The organism is Methanosarcina sp. MTP4 (genome assembly GCF_000970045.1).
GTDB lineage: Archaea > Halobacteriota > Methanosarcinia > Methanosarcinales > Methanosarcinaceae > MTP4.
Genome location: NZ_CP009505.1, coordinates 973963 through 991177, shown reverse-complemented (window position 1 = coordinate 991177; position 17215 = coordinate 973963). Strand labels below are relative to the sequence as shown.

The following is a 17215-nucleotide window of genomic DNA, read 5'->3' as shown; positions in this document are numbered from 1 at the left end:
ATAAAGGAAATAGAAGCACAATCCTTCCGTGCTTTCCGTGTCTTCCGTGGTTATAATTTAAGTGTAAATATTTACTTTCGGGACTATAAGGTGCAGGCAGGTAGGCAGATGATTGATAAAAAAGGTTTGAAGAAAAGTGCAAGTCCGGGTGGAAAGAACGGCAAATCCCAGCCGAAAGACGGTAAAAAAGAGGTTACCGGAGAGGTAAAAAAGAGTCTTGGCAGCCTTTTCGGAAAAGTCTCCGGGAAAGACCAGCTCGAACTTGAGATCGACAGGCTCAATTCCCATCTTGTGGAGATGGAAATCGACTTGAAGACCATGGAAATCCAGCTCTCAAAAAAAGAAATCCTGGCAAGGGATGCGGTCGCTGCCAGACAGGAAGCCGAATCCCGGCTGAACCAGGAGCTTGTCAAAATGCAGACCCTCAACCACGAACTCGAAACCATCCGGGCGGAGGCTCCCGAAAAGTTTGAGTTCCGCGGGATAGAGACCCTCAGTCCTTCTGCCATGGAGGCTTATTTCTCCAAGCTCTCTTCCTTCCGCACCCCTGGAGACGACCTGCTTACCGTTTATCTTCCTCCCGGAACTGCCCTGTCGGATGTCCTGAGTGAAAAAATCATCTCCTATCTCGACGAAGAGACCCGTGTCCTTCTGGAAAGGCTTAACCCTGAAACCGGCCTCGTCCTGTTCTATGACATCCACCGCATGATCTCAGAAGCAATAGTCCCTTCCATCCCGATAATGACTTCTGCCTGGTACTTTAAGGACCACTTTGAGACAGGCGCCCTGGAAGGAAACCTGGAAGCCGAATGCCGCATTCTCATCCTCCTTCTTCATGCCGGTGAGTCTTTCGTAGGTTTTGCCCCCGACCGCCTGGCCTTTGACGCTGAAGAACTCGTCCGCAGCAGCGTCAAGGAAAAACACACCAAAGGAGGCTTTTCCCAGCGCCGCTTTGAACGCCTCAGGGAAGAAGACATCGCCCACCACCTTGCAAAGGTCATGGAAACCGTAAACAAAATCCTCGAAGAAAACGCCCCTGTTGACTGCGTCATAATGAGCGGGGAGTCCCAGCTCCTGAGAGAAGTCGAAAAGCGCCTGCCCTTTGATATAGAGGTTATCGAAAAGTCAATGGACCTCAAACTGGAGAAAATAAGTGGTGACGAGGTAATGAGAAACGTATTGAGTTGCCGCAGGTATCTGTTTTAACACCCGAATTCCGCATCGGGATCACAGAAAATCAGAGATTTTCTGGGGGTTGCACTGCAAGTGCAACAGCACGGGGTCCTTTTCGGTCGCTGCGCTCCCTCAAGAGGACTGAAAGCCAGGCAACCGGAATAATGTATAACTGTCGTTATTGTTCCCGCTTGCTTGCAAGCGGCCTGTTCCTGCCTGCATCTTGAAAGAAGCAATCACAAACACGGCAGCACAATTCTCCTCCTTCTTTTCCCTCCATGAGGTAGCTCACAACATCCTTTGCTCTACTGGACAAAAGATAACTTCATCCCTTAATCATAAAAATCAAAAAAGAAGGGCAATTCGAGGTGTCAGGAGTTTTAGTTGATTCTGTTTTTCAGGGGTAACAGGAGCAGGCCGCACACCAGGGCGTGCGTGAGAATACAGACGGAATACGGCTAATAAGGCTGTTCTGTTTTTTTAGCCTGGAAAAGCGAGTAAAAAGGACCTTGTACTGTTGAACTTGCAATCCGACTAAAAAATCATAAATTTTTCTGATGCCGATCCGAAATTCGGCGGGAGAATCTCAAAAATAATGACAGAAAATATATATTTAATGGCTGAATTATATCGCATAGAAATATTCCCATAATAGCGGATTTTGCGCAATCTATATTATCTTTCAGCGCAGGGAAATAGCACCATGGCAAGAGACAGACGAGATTATTATTATCATCAGGCTAAAGAGGAAGGCTATCGGTCCAGGGCTTCCTTTAAGCTTAAGCAGATCAATGAAAAGTACAAGCTCATTAATCGTGGGAACTCGGTTGTGGATTTAGGTGCTGCGCCCGGTGGGTGGCTGCAGGTCGCAAAGGAGCTTTCCGGAGGGAAGGTGCTCGGAGTTGACCTCCAGAGGATCGCGCCGGTCGATGGAGTGGAGACTATCCGGGGAGACATAAACGCGGATTCGACGATAAAGAAGATCATCGAGATAGTCGGAACAAAGGGTGCTGATGTTGTTATTTGTGATGCGGCACCTAACCTGTCGGGGAACTGGTCCTATGACCATGCACGGTCCATCGAACTTACCACCTCTGCGCTGGAATGCGCAAAGAAGATCCTGAAACCAAATGGGAATTTCGTGGTAAAGGTCTTCCAGGGGGACATGTTCAAAGACTACATGGATAAGGTGAGGGATAATTTCGTGAAGACTACAGCCTATTCCCCCAAGGCGTCGAGGTCCCAGAGTGCGGAGACCTATGTCATCGGGAAGAAGTTCCTGACCGCACCGATGAGGCGGGGAGACGAGTTCACCGTCGAGATCGAAAAACTCGGTTCCAGCGGAGACGGGGCTGTGCTTGTCGACGGCTTCGTGGTCTTCGTAAAGGAAGTCGAGGTAGGGGAGAAGGTCAGGATCAAAATTCAGGACGTAAAGCCGAACTTCGCCTTTGCAGATGTAGAGGAAAGGCTTGGAAAGGTTTGAATAAGATTTTAAATAGGGGAGTTCGCAATTTATACCATATAAGTATAAAACGAAAAAATAAAATAAAATAAAATGTGCAAAAAAATAAAATGTGCAAAAAAATAAAATGTGCAAAAAAATAAAATGTGCAAAAAAATAAAATGTGCAAAAAAATAAACAGTAAACAGCATATAACGAAATTCCCGAAAAATGGTGATTCTTTTGATTGACCTGCACACACACTCGATTTTCAGTGACGGGGAACTGATCCCCAGCGAACTGGTCCGCAGGGCTGTGATGAAAGGCTATACAGCCATTGCGATTACAGACCATGCCGATTATACAAATCTCGGACAGCTCATTGAAGCCTCCCAGAAGGCAAAGTACCTGGAGGATGAATGGGATATCAAAGTCATGTCAGGTGTTGAACTGACCCATGTACCGCCCCGGAAAATTGCCCCCATGGCAAAGAAAGCAAAAGAGCTCGGGGCAGAGATTGTGGTCGTACACGGGGAAACCACCACCGAACCTGTCGCCCCCGGGACAAACGCGGCTGCCGCAGCCTGCCAGTATGTTGATGTCCTGGCGCACCCCGGCCTGATCTCCCTGGAAGACGTCGAAACCGCAGCCGGAAATGATGTTTCCCTGGAACTGACCGCCCGGAACGGGCACAACAGGACCAACGGTCACGTTGCACGCCTGGCCCTTGAAGTCGATGCCGTCCTGGTGGTTAATACGGACGCCCATGCCCCGGAAGACCTCATAGACGATGAGACTGCCATGCAGGTTGCAATGGGAGCCGGACTTACCGAAGCCCAGGCAAAAAAAGTATTAAAATCCTCAAGATCGATTGCATGTCCTATCTGAGTCCTGTTTCAGGGCTCAGGATAGTTTTAATTCCTTTTTCTAATTATTTCCTAATTTTTCTTAATTATTTCCTAAATTTTTTTCTCGATTATTTTCTCGATCCTTTTCTCGAATATTCACACAAGCCCTCGGAAAATCACCCTTGATGCCACTGTCGAGACCGCGAACACCAGAATTGAAAGGGGAAGCATGCAGGCGAGGTCGTACTTTAACTGTGTATGGTCTCCCCCGTATTCTACGGCGCCTGCGAAGCGGGTGAGTACGGCGGTGATCAGGGCGACGTAGATCCCGATTGCGAGCAGGAACTGGTCAGGGGGGATGGACTGGACAAAGGTATCGGGGCTGACTTTCACAGGGAGGGTGGAGAGGTCTGCCGGGACCCTGCTCACCCTGGTTGCGACCTGGTTCAGGATTTTTGTTATAACTTCGGAAAGGGCAAGGGTAATTCCTGCTATCAGGGGGGCAAAGATGGCTGCTGTCGAGCGCATGGTGGAGGTTACGTCGTAGAGGGAGCGGCGGATGCGTTCTTCTACTCCGGCGAGTTCTTTCAGGTGGTCGGCAAGCTTGATCACGGCTGCCCCTGCAGCTTCATGGTTCTTGTGGGCGCTTTCCGTAAAGAGAAGCATGGTATTTTTTATCCGTTCCGAGTAGACATGCCGGAAAGCCCCGAACTCCTCGTCAAAGATGGCGGCTTTGAGGGTTGTGCGCATGCTGAGGAGGTTGACTGCAATCTGTTCGAAGGCATCCCCGATTCTGGAACCTTCCATGGCCCTTGCGGTGTGGGCAAAGGCTTCTTCGGGGGCTTTTCCTTCCGAGATTCTCCTTCCGAGCACGAAGAGAGAGTCTGAAAATTCCCTTTCCATGTCCTTTATCCGGTCCCTTATTTTCTTGTAAGGTGCGGAAGAAAGGTAGAGGTAAACCGAAATTCCCACTGTCCCGCCCACAACCAGGGGGAGGGTAGGAGGCAGGAGCCCTTCGAGGGGAGTTGTGGAAACGAATCCTCCCGGGTTTCCGGCCTTGAGCAGGAAATAACCTGAAGGGATGATCAGGCCAGAGGCTAAAATTGCAAGTACGAGAGCTATCTGCTTTTTCTGCCTGATATCCGAAAGCTCGGGGTGGGAGTCCGGGATCCGGAGAGGTATGAAGGCAAGAGGCCTTTGCATGAGGATGAATTCAGAGTAAACGGCTGCAAGGGCAGGGAAAATAACATCGTAAAGAATGACAAGGTCGGTTAGCTCCAGCCTGACCCCCACAACCGTTACCGCTGGCAGGAGTGCTACCAGAGCCAGGGGAACCAGGATGAAAATGGAGTAGAGGACGTAACTCGGAGTCTTCAGCTTTGCAGCAAAAGCTTCCATAAGGCTTTCCGTGCCTTCCAGGCTGATGTCCAGGGCACGGTTTAAGGTGATGACCCGCTGGGCTTCGTCGGGCTCAGCTGTGGAACTTTTGATCAGGTGCAAAGAGCGCTTGAAGTACTCACTGTTCCTGCCCCAGAGGTCGGCAAAGGAAAGGAGGGCTTCGTCCATTCCGCTGTAGGTCCTCAGGTTCAGGTCCCAGATCAGCTTTTTAAGGTCCTTTGCAAGGGGCCTTTCCGAATTGCGGGCTGCAAAAAGTACGGCATGCTCAACATTCGGGACCAATTTCATGGACATGACGATGTAGCTCAGGACTTCGGGGATATCTCCAAGGGATGCGATCTTCATGAGCTTTGCATGGATCTTCACGTATTCGCTCAGGTAGTAAAGTACGCAGAAGGGTACGAAAACGGTCACTAATCCCATGAGGGAAAGGGTCCGGGAATCGAAACTCTTCGTCAGGAGCAGGAAAAGGTCAAGCCCGAAGAGGATCAGGAATACCGCCAGGGTCCCGAAATAAGAAAAAAACACGGTCTCGAAAGCTTCCAGGTCAAAACCCGTGAAGCGAAGGGCGTCCCTGTACTCCCGGCTCACGCTCTGCTCGCATTTCCGGCTGAAAGTGTCCGGGTCGGGAACAGCATCCCCCCATTTCCTGGCCGTGCCCTTACATGCCTTTACATACCAGTTACTTTCTCCCACTTCCCTGGTCCCCCTTGTCCCTCAACTTTATCCCCCTGATCCCTCTGAGAATTCAGGCCCCCGGATAGGCTCTGGCAAAGTTTTCGAACCATTTTTCCCAGCGGCTGTAAAGTTCTTCGAAATCGGCTTCGAAGTCTGTTTCAAAATTTGTTTCAAAGTTTGTTTCAAAGTCTGTTTCAAAGTCTGTTTCAAAGCCGGGTGTAAAATTTATTTTGGATCCAATTTCTGATTTGGTCCCAGTTTCGATTCCTGCTTTGACCCCGGTTTCAATTCCTGCTTCAGTCCCTGACCCCTTTCCGGTTTCCGACTCAAATCCCGGTTTAAACCCGGTTTTGTCCCTGCTTTTCATGGAGTCCATGAGCAGCCAGAAAATATTGTTTGCTTCGCTCACGGCTTCGGCTTCCAGCAGGTCAGGCCTTCTTTTGCCTTCTTCTGCGATCTTTTCTTTTATCCGGGTCCTGATTTCGATGTTTTTCAGGGCCTGGTCTATGGAAATCCCCCACTTCAGGGCAATTTTTCCAATTAATTCGGACTGTCCCTGTTCGAGCACTTCCCCGGGGAACAGGCTGTCCCGGGCCGCATCGTAAGTCATGATGTCCGTGAAAAGTTCTCCGGGTTCCGGGTTTTCGATGGTGGAACCTGTGATTTCGGCAATTTGGCTTACCCGCTTTAGCTTTTGCATGCTCCCCCCGGGCCTTATTGTAGAGCAGATAATTACGGCGTCCGTTGCTTTGAAAGAAGCCGGAGGGACCCCCAGGGTGTGGACTATTCTTTCGTATACATTTTCCGCGGAAGAGCCGTGGATTGTCCCTATCACAGAGTTCCCCGCCTGTCCCACCTGCATGGCTTCGTAGAGCACCTTCACTTCAGGTCCCCTGACTTCCCCGATAACCAGAGACGAACTCCCAAGCCTCAGGGCTGCCCGAAGCGCAGTTTCGGGGCTTATTTCAGCTCCTGATTTCAGTACGGAAGAGTGCGAACTCATCCCCTGCACCTTCCAGCCCAGGCCCTGGAGTTTTTCAATCGGGAGCTCGTGGGTATCCTCTATGGTCAGGATCCGGTACTTCTGGGGGATTTCAAGGAGCATGGCCGAGAGGAGCGAGGTCTTTCCTGCTCCAACCTCCCCTGCAATCAGCACGGAAGCCTGCCCGTCCATAAGGAAACTTAAAAAGCCGGCCGAAAAGGCGGAGATCGAACCCGTGTTGATAAGTTTCGGGAGAGTCCAGGGAGCCCGGGCATGTTTGCGAAAGGCATAAGCAAGCCCGTTTGCACTAAGGGGATCCCCTATGACCGAGACCCTCACCCCGAAGTCCTCCAGGTTCAGTTCCAGCACTGGAACCGCTTCCCCAAACGGCCTCCCGCTGATTGTCCTGAACCTTGAGACCAGGGCATCCAGGTCGTCCTGGGAAAGAAAGACGTTGCTAACACACTCCTCCCCCTCCAGGACAACGTGCACGGCGTTCAGGTCCGCAGGGGCGTTGATGTATACGTCCGTGACCCGGGGATCCGACAGGAGGTCTTCTACGATCCCGAGCCCGTTTGTGTAGCGGGCAAGCAGGTCGGAATAACTTTCCAGCTCTTCAGGAGAGACGGACTTTTCCCCGTCGAGCAGTTCCTCGAGCAGGAACTCCCTTGCCATGCTCCTGAAATATTTCCTTGCCCCCGCAGGGTCTGTAAAAGCAAGGTCCCCGGGCCTGTGCCGGATCATTCTTTTCCTGACCTTTTCAAGCAGCCGGAGTTCCTCAGGGCGCAGGTTATACTCGGGGGGCCTGATCATGTAAAGTTTCTCGGGCCTGTCCGTATAGCGGTAGATGGAAATCTCAAGCACCCTTTCGTCTCTTTCGTCCCTGCTGCTTATGTCGTAGCACTCAAGAAATTCAGTGTTCCGGGGAGCTTCGGTGTAGATCCGGGAGCTGGAAAACGGAGGCCTTACATGGGGCTTGATCCGGCTTTCATAGTCAAAGAAAACGTCAGTAGTGCTTCCGTCAGGGTTTGTGCCTCCATTTGTGGCTAAGGATTCACCTACTCTTTCCACCCTTCCCTCTCGTCCTCCTCTTCCCTGTCTTCTCTTTATCCCGTTTTCTCCCTGCTGGAATAAGGATTTCAGGGTTTTTGCCGGGGCCTGTGTAGGATTATGCTGCATATCTCCAGGTGCCAGTTCCCCTGAGGTATCCGCAAGCAGGTTTTCGGCGCTACACCCGGTTTCCCCGGCAGGAACCGAAAAATCGTGGTTCTGCAGGGCAGGAATTTTCACAGGCATATTCGGGAGAAACGGGGATTTCTCCAGCATTTCACAAAGCAGCTGGTAGAACTGTTCCGAACAACCCGCGCATTCGAGAGAATCCTGGGGAACTTTCTTCAGCCCCTTTGCCTGAATGAACATGCTCAGGGCCAGGCGGGCTTTCATGGGGTCATATTCCGCATTTTCGACCAGGATTTCCATAAAGTCTTTCCTTTCCCCCAGGCATTCACTTTTCTCAGGCCGGGTGCATGGTCCCGTAACCATTTTCATACCCCCGTATCCGATAACGCTCTCCCGAAAACCTGCAAGGGTATAGAGAGACTCCAGGGCTTTTCCTTCGTAGTCCCGTTCATAGAGCCTGGAAAGCACCAGGCAGTCGGCATGCACTTCCTTTCTCAGGATCCCGAAGATTTTCCTGCGGCAGTCCGGATCATTAAGGGAAGACTCAGATTCACACTCTTTGCAGTTGATAACAATCGTTTTCCGGTTTTTAGTGTGCCTGTTCTTGTAGGGACAGAGTTCCTCCCCCTCTTTGCCCTGCCCGCGCAACTGCCCCGGATTGAGACAACTAACCGTGTCCATGATTTTCGCTATCAGGTCCAGAATTCAATCCCCCATTTCCCCAAAATTATTACGATCAAAATTCTTACAAAGATACTCTTCAAATGTATTAAATTCTTTCTAATTATGGGGGCACAGGGCGATTAATTATTTATGTGTTATTATTTATGAGTTATTTTTTATGTTATCCGGGATTAATATGGGACTAGGGCAATTGGTCAGCGGATTGCTGACTGATCTCGTTCTCGGCGAGCCTGGGTAGTAAGCGTAGGCTTGAGAATCCAGAACAGTTTTTGTTTCTTTGAGGCGCTTTGGCGGAAAATTGTTGCTGCCCCCCCAAATTCCACAGACAGTGTATGCAAAATTTGCTTATACATCAGATAGGACTTGTGGCATTGTTCAAGGTAAAAAACAGAAATATAATAACGAAATTGTGAAAATCCGCCTGGAAATGGTCCTCTTGAGCGGAGCGAAAAGGACTCCGTGCTGTTGCACTTACAGTACAACTCCCAGAAAATCTTCGATTTTCTGTGATCCCGAAGCGGAACTCGGGCTGCAGAGCCGCAACTCTGCTGGGAAAAGCCGTTCACTTCGTGAACGGGGCTGCTGTCGGGCCCTAGGAAATCATGAGGGCCGCGTTTTCTGAAAATAAGCAAAAAGGTGGGCAGTTCCATTAATATCGATATTTCGAAACCCGGGCGGCCAGGATGGCATTTCATGTTGTCTTGCCTCCACACAAAGTGCAGCTATCAGGAAATTGCTGCAAAAGAAGAACACTGATAGGCCACGAATGGGTCATGAATGGGTCATGAATGGGTCATGAATGGGTCATGAATGGGTCATGAATGGGTCATGAATGGGTCATGAATGGGTCATGAATGGGTCATGAATGGGTCATGAATGGGTCATGAATGGGTCATGAATGGGTCATGAATGGGTCATGAATGGGTCATGAATGGGTCATGAATGGGTCATGAATGGGTCTGATAAAAATTCTATTATTAATACCTTACGTAATTTGTATCTATGTAAGCCTCAATGTGAATGGCTTTTGAATAGCTTTTGAATAGCTTTTGAATAGCTTTTGAATAGCTTTTGAATAGCTTTTGAATAGCTTTTGAATAGCTTTTGAATAGCTTTTGAATAGCTTTTGAATAGCTTATAATTCCAAGTTTCCACATTAAAACAAGCTGCGAATGGGTCACGAACGGGTCATGAATGGGTCACGAACGGGCCATAAAAAGGATTGAATAGATCTCAAGTTCAAAAATTAAGCACGTAGTGGATACTTTGTCCTTTTTCCCCTATCTGTTTGAGTACTTTTTTATCTACCAGGTCCTGAAGATCACGTTTTGCCGTGGAAGCACTAACCTCGCAAATTTCCTGGTATTCTTTATTCGTTATCTGACCCTTTTCTTTTAAATATTCAATCGCCTTTATCTGCCTGCTGCTCAACCCTATCTGTCCGAATTTCTCTTTCATCGAACGGTCGCTGCTCAGTTTCAGAACCGTGTTTTCTACCCTTGAAATTTCTACGGCAATGCCGAAAAGGAAATATTCGAGCCATTCGGTCAGATCCCTGTCTCCGACGTCCGCACTTGAAAGAGCGGAGTAATAAGAAGGGCGTTCTTTGTTGTAGTGTTCCTCAAGGGCGAAAAATCGCTTGGTATCAAAGCCTCTCTTTGTCAGGACCAGGGTGGCAAGGGCTCTTGCAGTTCTTCCATTTCCGTCGACGAAGGGGTGGATCCTGGCAAGTTCATGATGAGCGATTCCCGCCTGCACGGCGGGCATGAGGTCAAGGGCATCTTCGGTGTTAAGCCACTCGATGAGGTATTTTGTCAGGGAAGGGACTTTGGCAGGCCCCGGAGGAGTGTAGGTGACTTTCCCGGTTTTCGGGTCTCCAACTATGACCTGCACTTTCCGATAGTTGCCGGCAGAATCATCAGGAAGGATATTTTTTGCCGTAAGCCTGTGGATTTCCAGGAGAATCTCCTCGGTTATCGGTCCATTTTCAGGCAGGGAATCGATATAGTTCAGTACGTCCACGTAATTCCTGACTTCCTTTTTGTCCTTTTCGTGGGCAAGAATCTCTTTTCCCTCGATAATTAGGCCCACTTCCTCAAGAGTCAGAGGGTTTCCCTCTATGCTTGTCGTGTGGTGGGTCTGTTTTATCAGGGCATCTCGCTGGAGCTGTTTTTCCCACGCCGGAATTAGAGGGCTGTTTATGATGACTTCCCTGGCAGCCTGGACCCTTGCAAGCAGGCGAACGATTTTGTTTGTATACTTGAAATTAGGCTGAAACATCCACTTCTCCGCTTTTCTATTCCTTTTTAAAAGAGTTACTCCTTTTGTTATTAACTTAGCGGGAATTTGTTTCCACACTCTTTTTGGACACGTCTATAAAATTGCTGCAAAAGACAAAATTGAATGAAACTCAGGGACTGTGAATTCCATTTCAAGGGAGTTTGCTATGTTAGTATTCAAAAATAGCTTCAGTCTCTGGTTCTGCCAGCCTCAAAACTTCTTCTTTAAGGGCAGGTATGTCCTCGAAAACAGCTGAAATTTGCCCATCAAATAGTTCCTGCCTCAGCTTTTTTCCCACTATATCGTCATTTCCGGCAGCCAGCCTGAGAATGAGCGAACCAGGAAAGATCTCGGTCCTGTCGGCAAGGTCGTCGCAGTCCCCGTCCGTTATCCCCAGTATCGGGATTCCAAGCCTGTAAAGGATGTCCCCGGCAATGGCTGTGGTGTCGTCGCCCACGGTTACTGCAAGCTGCGCTCCGTCTGCCAGTTCGAATGAGTGTTCGGCGGCGTGGTCGATCAGCACGACTTTTCCGGCTCCGTTCAGGGGTGTCGGCTTCAGGTCTACGGTTTTTGGCATCGGTTTTGAAAGTTTTTGGTGAGAAGGGGCACTCCTTCTGACGCTCCCGCTCTTTATCCAGGCGTTTTCAAGGTCAACTGGCTCTTTTTTTTCGTAGCAGTGGAGTTTTTCAAGACCGTGTTCCTTTATTATTCCGCCTTCTATGGTTGTAATGAAACCGTTTTCCGAGACAATCTTCACTTCCGGCGAATTAGCCCTTCCGATCACGATCCCGTTTATAAGAATGTTTTCTCCGGGGAAGACCCCGGAAAGCTTCCGGAAAATCCGTGTTTTGCCGGTTTTCGGGCATTTTTCGGTGAAGATGGAACCTGTTTGAGGATAGGACAGAGGTTTGGTCTCAGCTGGGATACACAATTTTTCCGAAACTTTTTCGAGGCATTCCCTGCCTTTTGAATTCAGAGGAACCAGCATCCCGCAGACGTTTCCCTGGAAACCGGTTACCGATGTTTCCGAATATTCGATCTGGAAAAGGGGCTTTTTCTCTGGTTCCCGGAGGTGGGAGCACACAATTTTCCCGAAGGTCTTTCCCGTTTCAAGGGTTTTTCCCCGGTTTATAAGGCATACAAGGTAGGAGTTTTCAAAAAAGGATTCTATGCAGGCACTTGGTTTTTGGTGGTCCCTGATGTCAATTCGCCCTTCAAGCCCGGCGTCAAGGACTGCGGTCTTTCCCATGGTGCCGCCGAGTTTTGCCTCTACTTCTCCCAGGCGGGAGAGCTTTTCGAGGACTTTTTCAGCCTGCCCCGAGTCGATTACTTCGGGGCCGTGGATAACTATGCCGATCTTCATTTTCGTTCGTTTAATTTCGAAAAGAAACATATTAATATGTCCCTTCCGCGTAGATATTGTAGATTGTCTTGGAATTATGAGGAAGTTTTTCTGATGAATGCCGATTTATAGTCCTGACCGTAAATATTTATACTTACGTTATAACCACGGAAGACACGGAAAACACTGAAGGATTGTGCCCCTATTTCCTTTATTCCGTGTTTTCAGTGCTTTCTGTGGTTAAACTTTCACTTGAGATTGGTGAAGGAATTTGGGTCTTTAAATATAATAACGAGGACCGGCACCGATAAATTCTGATTTAATATTCTGATTAAATAACGCTTATTAAAAAGGTGACCTGTATGGAAAAAGTAAAAATTACCTGGCTTGGACATTCCGCTTTTTTGTTTGAGGCTGAAAAGAAAGTACTGATCGACCCCTTCATCTCCGGAAACCCGAAAGCTCCCTGCGGCCCGGAGGACCTGGACCCAGATATAATTGCCGTTACCCACGGGCATGCCGACCACCTGGGGGATACCATCGAAATCGGGTCGAGGGTAGGCTGCCGGATCATTTCTATCCACGAGGTTGCAAATTACATCAAGTCGAAGGGGGTCTTTGCGGAAGGCATGAACAAGGGCGGGACCTTTGATGTTGACGGCGTCACCTTCACCATGACCGAAGCCCTTCATTCTTCTTCTATCGACGCCTCAGGCTTCAGTTTCGACGGGGGCTGTCCTGCCGGTTTTGTGATGGGGATTGGCGGGCACACGATCTACCACGCAGGAGATACCGGAGTCTTCGGGGACATGCGGCTTATCAGGGAACTCTATGAGCCCGAGATAGCTTTCCTGCCCATCGGGGACAAGTTTACCATGGGCATAAAGGAAGCCGTGAAAGCCGTGGAACTGATAAAGCCGAAAATTGTGATCCCAATGCACTACAGCACCTTCGACGTTATCGAACAGGACCCGGAAGAGTTCAAGAAAGCAGTTGAAGAAAAGGTTGACACGAAGGTTATCATCATGAACCCGGGAGAAACCCTGGAACTTTGATAAGTGAATAAGATTAGGTGGAAATAAATTAAATAAAGTTAAATCAAATCAAATCAGATAATATAAAAATCGGATCGAATCAGACCGAATAAAAATGAAAATTACCCAAATCGAATAATATAAAATAGAAAATTGGTATAATTCGGGCAAAAATTGAATAAAATCGGAAAAAATGCAGAATCCCAGGGATTTCAGATCCCGAGTTTCTGTCTCTTTTCCATGATGTGCTGTTCTATCCCGTCAGCTGCCTTTACGGCGTCTTGTTCCACTCTAAGGACCCCACCTGTCACTTCCCGGCAGTCTTCGGTCAGGAGTTTGACAAGATCCGGGCCTCCGGTGACAGTCGGGACGGGGTTTACGTAGGTGTAAAGCCCGAGCGCCAGGGCAAAGATGGCATCGATTGTGGCTTTCTGTTCCATATATTCAGGGGCTGCTGCGGCAACCGGAAGGTCCGGGACAGGAGTCCCCAGGACTGCGGAGATGGCTCCGAGGAGGTCGGCAAGCCTTCCGGTGTCGGTGCAGGTCCCGTAACTGAGCACGGGCGGGACGCCCAGGGCTTCGCAGACCGCTTTCAGGCTGTCCCCGGCAAATTCCCGGGCTTCGGGAGAACAGAGGCCTGCGACCTGCATGGCTCCGTTCCCACAGCCCAGGGAGAGGACCAGAATGTTTCGCTTGATCAGCTCTTTTACCACGGCAACACTGTGCGTGTCCTGCCCGTAGTCCCGCAGAGTCGTGCAGGAGACCATGCCCACAACTCCTTTGATCTGGCCGCTTTTTATGGCGTCAAGGAGGGGGTCGAGACTTCCTCCCAGGGCGTCCAGGATGCTCTCGGTTGAAAAGCCGACCATGGCCTCTTTCATCGGGAGCTGTTTTACCCCTTCGATGGATTTTTTCCGTTCCTTGAAGTTTTCGATCGCCATTTCCAGGAGCTTTGAAGCCTGCCTTCCAGCCTCTACAGGGTTATAGTTCAGGCGATCAGTGATGCCTTCGAAGGCAACGAGTTCGCTTACCGGCATGAGTTTGAACCCGTATTTTTCGGCGTAGAGGGGGGCAACGGGCAGGGAACAGTTCATGTCCGCAGCAAAAAGGTCCACACTCCCGCTTGCAAACACGGCTTCCTGGGAAATCCAGTTACCCGTAAAGCCATAGAACACATCATCTTCCTCCCACCTCTGGATCATTTCCTGGCCTGTTTCTATGCTGGCAATAACCCTCAACCCCTTTGCCCCTGCGGCTTTTGCCCTGTCCTGCCACTCAGGCTTCCGGGCAAGCTGGACCATAGCAAAACCAAGGAAGGGTTCGTGACCGTTCGGGAGTACGTTTACATACTCAGGGTCCAGCACCCCGAGATCGACCCGCATTGTGTGGGGTTTTGGTATCCCGAAGAGGATATCCTGACAGTACTCGTTTACTATCTGGCTCTGGTACGCCATTGCAACGCCCAGACGCATGGCCTTCAGGGCCAGGCTTACGTAGTACCCGTCAACGTTTGTAAGACAGGAGCCTGTGGAGAGCATCATTTCCCCGTAGATCCCGCCCGGGAATATCCCCAGCTCTTCCCATCTCTTCTTCCTTTCCGGAGGAGCAAGAGCCTTTACTATCAGGCTGGGTTCGTATGCCGGTTTGTTAAATTCCTTTTCCACAAATTCGCAGAGCTTAAGGGCAATTTCCGAATCACTTCCCAGGGTTTCGATCCCCAGCCTGCCCGCAAATGTCCTCAGTTTCTCCGGTTCTTTTATAGAGAAAGGGGTTTTACCTTTTGCGGTTTCCCTGAGCGTCCGGATGGTCTGGTCCGTGTGATACTGATAGGTGGACGTCCCCATCACGTTTCTTAGCAGCATCATCCTCATTGCCATGCCGTCGGCGGTAATCCCGCAGACCCCTCTTTTGTCTTTGGCGGCATCTGCCCGGCAGGGCCCGTTGGAACAAAAATCACAGCGGACTCCGCCCATACAGAACATACAACGCTTATCCGGGTCTCCCCCCAGACCCTGGGCTTCGTAGCGGTCCCAGACGTTGGTCATATTGTCCTGTTTAATTTTTTCGTACATTTTCTGTACGGATTCGTGATAAGAAATTCTCTCCTTATCCATTTGTTTCTCACCCTTTTTCAGTATTTTTGAAAATCCAGATTTCAATCCAGATGTCAGCGTTTCACTCCCCTATAGTATACTTTTCAGCTTATTTCCGAAAATACCGGTTTTTTAAATAAAAACCATTTTCACAGCAGTTTTTTCACAGCAGTTTTGTTTCGTCGGTCTGTCTGGGAACTTTTACCACAAGCACCCTGAATAAGGAATCACCTTCGTTCAGGAGACGGTGAGGGATTTTTGCAGGACTTTCGATCAGCATGTCCCTGCTGACCTCTGCTTTTTCATCTCCCACCTCTACCGAACCTGTGCCTTCGAGGACGTAGAAGAAAACATCTACCGGAGTAATGTGTTTCTTCATTTTCTCCCCGGGCTTCAGTTCAATATGCATTACCTGCGCATGCTCGGTATCGTAGAGTTTGCGCACGCTGACGTTGTGAGGATTAGGTTTTTCCGGTGCTGACCTAACGTCGAGTATTTCCATTATATTACCCCCCAAAGTAATCGTTTGGATTTACGTTGTGAATTATCGTTGAGAATTATATCCTTATTGTTTAATAAATTCACCGAACATTCAATTACAAACGAACTCAAGAGACAATTACAAACGAACTCAAAAGACAATTACAAACGAACTCAAAAGACAATTACAAACGAACTCAAAAGACAATTGTTTATAGGGATCGTAACAGGAATTTTTCCGAAACCTGAATTGGGTTATAATTTCAATACCGATTTATAGGTCCGGGTATATTTTGCAGACATGAACCCGAGCACTAAAATTAGAAAAATAGATCTTCCTTTCGGGAACGGAGTGATTGAACTCAAAATTCCTGAAAAGAACCTCTCTGAACTCATCCTGCCCTCAGAACCCAAAAGCAGGGAAGATGAAAGTTCCATAGTCAAAAAAGCCCTTCTGGACCCAATAGGAAGCTGTCGTCTCTCTGAGCTTGTAAATCCGGAGTCCCGGATCGCAATCATCGTAAGTGATATAACCAGACCTACTCCTTCTGCAAAGCTTCTCCCCCCTCTCCTTGAAGAGCTCCGGCTCGGAGGGGTGAGGGATGATAATATCACTATCGTTTTTGCCCTGGGCCTGCACCGGAAACAGACCGAAGAAGAGTGCAGAAAGCTTATTGGGGATAAAATCTTCGAAAACTTCCGCTGCATCCAGCACGACAGGGAACGCTGCAGGCATCTAGGAGAAACCAGTTTCGGGACCCCGGTAGAAATTTTCGAAGAGGTCCTGGACGCAGACCTTATTGTCGGGACCGGCACCGTCGAGTTCCATTACTACGCCGGCTACGGTGGGGGAGGAAAGTGCATCCTGCCAGGGGTCAGTTCGGAAAGGGCCGTGCTTTCGTTCCACAGTTTTTACAGCAAACTCTTTGAAGGCGACCCTCTCTCCGGAAGGGTTAACAGCCCGGCGAGGCAGAACATTGAGGAAGCTGCAAAAATAGCGGGGCTTGGCTTTATCCTGAACGCGGTAATCGACAGCAAGAAAAGAATCGTAGCTGCGGTTTCAGGGGACTTCATCAAAGCCCACAGGAAAGGTGCAGAGTATGTGGATACCATGTACAAGGTGCCGGTGGAACCTGCTGACGCTGTCATTGCCTCCTGCGGCGGCTTTCCCAAGGACATCAATCTCTACCAGGCGACAAAAGCCCTGGAAAACGCCGTAGCTGCAGTAAAAACGGGAGGCTCAATAGTGCTTGCAGCCGAATGCCCGGAGGGGCTCGGGAATAAGGTTTACGAGTGCTGGAGCAGGGAGTGTAAAAGCCCGGATGAGGCTGTTGAGAGGTTCAGGGAAAATTTCGAGTTCGGAGGGCATAAGAGTGCAATTGTCGGAAAGGCGGCAAAAGAGTTCAGGCTTTATATGGTCTCGAAACTTTCCGAAGAAGAGTGCAGGAACACTTTCTTTACCCCGGTTGGAACCGTGCAGGAAGCCCTGGAAATAATTCTCGCTGAAAATCCGGAAGCCAGGATTCATGTGATGCCCGACGGGGGGAGGACGCTTCCGGTCAGAAAGGAACCCTGAAGCAGAAAAGAAATTTTGCAGTCCGGA

12 protein-coding genes are annotated in these 17215 nt (G+C 49.3%); 5 read left to right on the top strand and 7 right to left on the bottom strand.

The genetic code is table 11. The annotated features are described in order from the left end of the window. Nucleotides 1-108: 108 nt before the first annotated feature. The 3 genes from MSMTP_RS04415 (at nucleotide 109) to MSMTP_RS04405 (ending at nucleotide 3502) form a co-directional block, all read left to right on the top strand. Nucleotides 109-1206, top strand: coding sequence for a Vms1/Ankzf1 family peptidyl-tRNA hydrolase (locus tag MSMTP_RS04415; RefSeq protein WP_082090490.1), 1098 nt, complete (start codon nucleotides 109-111; stop codon nucleotides 1204-1206). 670 nt (nucleotides 1207-1876) lie between these two features. Next, the gene (locus tag MSMTP_RS04410) at nucleotides 1877-2656 is read left to right on the top strand and encodes a 23S rRNA (uridine(2552)-2'-O)-methyltransferase (RefSeq protein ID WP_048177996.1); all 780 of its coding nucleotides are present in this window, start codon (nucleotides 1877-1879) and stop codon (nucleotides 2654-2656) included. Nucleotides 2657-2857: 201 nt separating this feature from the next. Next, complete coding sequence (locus MSMTP_RS04405; protein ID WP_048182682.1) at nucleotides 2858-3502, top strand: histidinol phosphate phosphatase domain-containing protein; 645 nt, start codon at nucleotides 2858-2860, stop codon at nucleotides 3500-3502. Between the two features lie 116 nt (nucleotides 3503-3618). On the opposite strand, the gene MSMTP_RS04400 is transcribed toward MSMTP_RS04405, so the two are convergent. The 5 genes from MSMTP_RS04400 to MSMTP_RS04380 all read right to left on the bottom strand — a co-directional run bounded on the left by MSMTP_RS04400 (nucleotide 3619) and on the right by MSMTP_RS04380 (nucleotide 12056). Continuing rightward, nucleotides 3619-5556 (bottom strand): hypothetical protein, encoded by a 1938-nt coding sequence (locus MSMTP_RS04400; RefSeq protein WP_048177995.1) that lies wholly within the window; start codon nucleotides 5554-5556, stop codon nucleotides 3619-3621. Nucleotides 5557-5608: 52 nt separating this feature from the next. Next, complete coding sequence (locus MSMTP_RS04395) at nucleotides 5609-8380, bottom strand: type II/IV secretion system ATPase subunit (protein ID WP_048177994.1); 2772 nt, start codon at nucleotides 8378-8380, stop codon at nucleotides 5609-5611. A 980-nt stretch (nucleotides 8381-9360) separates the two neighbouring features. Then, nucleotides 9361-9540: a hypothetical protein gene (locus MSMTP_RS18940; RefSeq protein ID WP_156153671.1), complete on the bottom strand. Its 180-nt coding sequence runs from the start codon at nucleotides 9538-9540 to the stop codon at nucleotides 9361-9363. Between the two features lie 82 nt (nucleotides 9541-9622). Further along, nucleotides 9623-10663: a Fic family protein gene (locus MSMTP_RS04385; protein ID WP_048177992.1), complete on the bottom strand. Its 1041-nt coding sequence runs from the start codon at nucleotides 10661-10663 to the stop codon at nucleotides 9623-9625. A 169-nt stretch (nucleotides 10664-10832) separates the two neighbouring features. Then, the gene (locus MSMTP_RS04380) at nucleotides 10833-12056 is read right to left on the bottom strand and encodes a DUF2117 family protein (protein WP_231582913.1); all 1224 of its coding nucleotides are present in this window, start codon (nucleotides 12054-12056) and stop codon (nucleotides 10833-10835) included. A gap of 311 nt (nucleotides 12057-12367) precedes the next feature. Here MSMTP_RS04380 and MSMTP_RS04375 point away from each other — a divergent pair, with 311 nt between their 5' ends. Then, nucleotides 12368-13060, top strand: a complete 693-nt coding sequence (locus tag MSMTP_RS04375; protein ID WP_048177991.1) for a metal-dependent hydrolase — start codon at nucleotides 12368-12370, stop codon at nucleotides 13058-13060. A 191-nt stretch (nucleotides 13061-13251) separates the two neighbouring features. Here the strand turns inward: MSMTP_RS04375 and cooS are convergent, their stop codons facing one another. Both cooS and MSMTP_RS04365 read right to left on the bottom strand, forming a co-directional pair. Then, nucleotides 13252-15153 (bottom strand): anaerobic carbon-monoxide dehydrogenase catalytic subunit, encoded by a 1902-nt coding sequence (gene cooS / locus MSMTP_RS04370; RefSeq protein WP_048177990.1) that lies wholly within the window; start codon nucleotides 15151-15153, stop codon nucleotides 13252-13254. 142 nt (nucleotides 15154-15295) lie between these two features. Next, nucleotides 15296-15634 carry a cupin domain-containing protein gene (locus MSMTP_RS04365; RefSeq protein ID WP_048177989.1) on the bottom strand — a complete coding sequence of 113 codons (339 nt, stop codon included), beginning with the start codon at nucleotides 15632-15634 and terminating at the stop codon, nucleotides 15296-15298. Between the two features lie 279 nt (nucleotides 15635-15913). On the opposite strand from MSMTP_RS04365, the gene larA reads away from it, so the two are divergent. Next, the gene (larA, locus tag MSMTP_RS04360; protein WP_048177988.1) at nucleotides 15914-17188 is read left to right on the top strand and encodes a nickel-dependent lactate racemase; all 1275 of its coding nucleotides are present in this window, start codon (nucleotides 15914-15916) and stop codon (nucleotides 17186-17188) included. Nucleotides 17189-17215: the final 27 nt, after the last annotated feature.

Excerpts from the sequence above, each read along its gene's own strand:
- larA (WP_048177988.1), top strand. The coding sequence starts at position 15,914 with ATGAACCCGAGCACTAAAATTAGAAAAATAGATCTTCCTTTCGGGAAC.
- MSMTP_RS04375 (WP_048177991.1), top strand. The coding sequence starts at position 12,368 with ATGGAAAAAGTAAAAATTACCTGGCTTGGACATTCCGCTTTTTTGTTT.
- MSMTP_RS04410 (WP_048177996.1), top strand. The coding sequence starts at position 1,877 with ATGGCAAGAGACAGACGAGATTATTATTATCATCAGGCTAAAGAGGAA.
- MSMTP_RS04415 (WP_082090490.1), top strand. The coding sequence starts at position 109 with ATGATTGATAAAAAAGGTTTGAAGAAAAGTGCAAGTCCGGGTGGAAAG.
- MSMTP_RS04385 (WP_048177992.1), bottom strand. The coding sequence starts at position 10,663 with ATGTTTCAGCCTAATTTCAAGTATACAAACAAAATCGTTCGCCTGCTT.
- MSMTP_RS18940 (WP_156153671.1), bottom strand. The coding sequence starts at position 9,540 with ATGTGGAAACTTGGAATTATAAGCTATTCAAAAGCTATTCAAAAGCTA.
- MSMTP_RS04365 (WP_048177989.1), bottom strand. The coding sequence starts at position 15,634 with ATGGAAATACTCGACGTTAGGTCAGCACCGGAAAAACCTAATCCTCAC.
- MSMTP_RS04395 (WP_048177994.1), bottom strand. The coding sequence starts at position 8,380 with ATGGACACGGTTAGTTGTCTCAATCCGGGGCAGTTGCGCGGGCAGGGC.
- cooS (WP_048177990.1), bottom strand. The coding sequence starts at position 15,153 with ATGGATAAGGAGAGAATTTCTTATCACGAATCCGTACAGAAAATGTAC.
- MSMTP_RS04380 (WP_231582913.1), bottom strand. The coding sequence starts at position 12,056 with ATGTTTCTTTTCGAAATTAAACGAACGAAAATGAAGATCGGCATAGTT.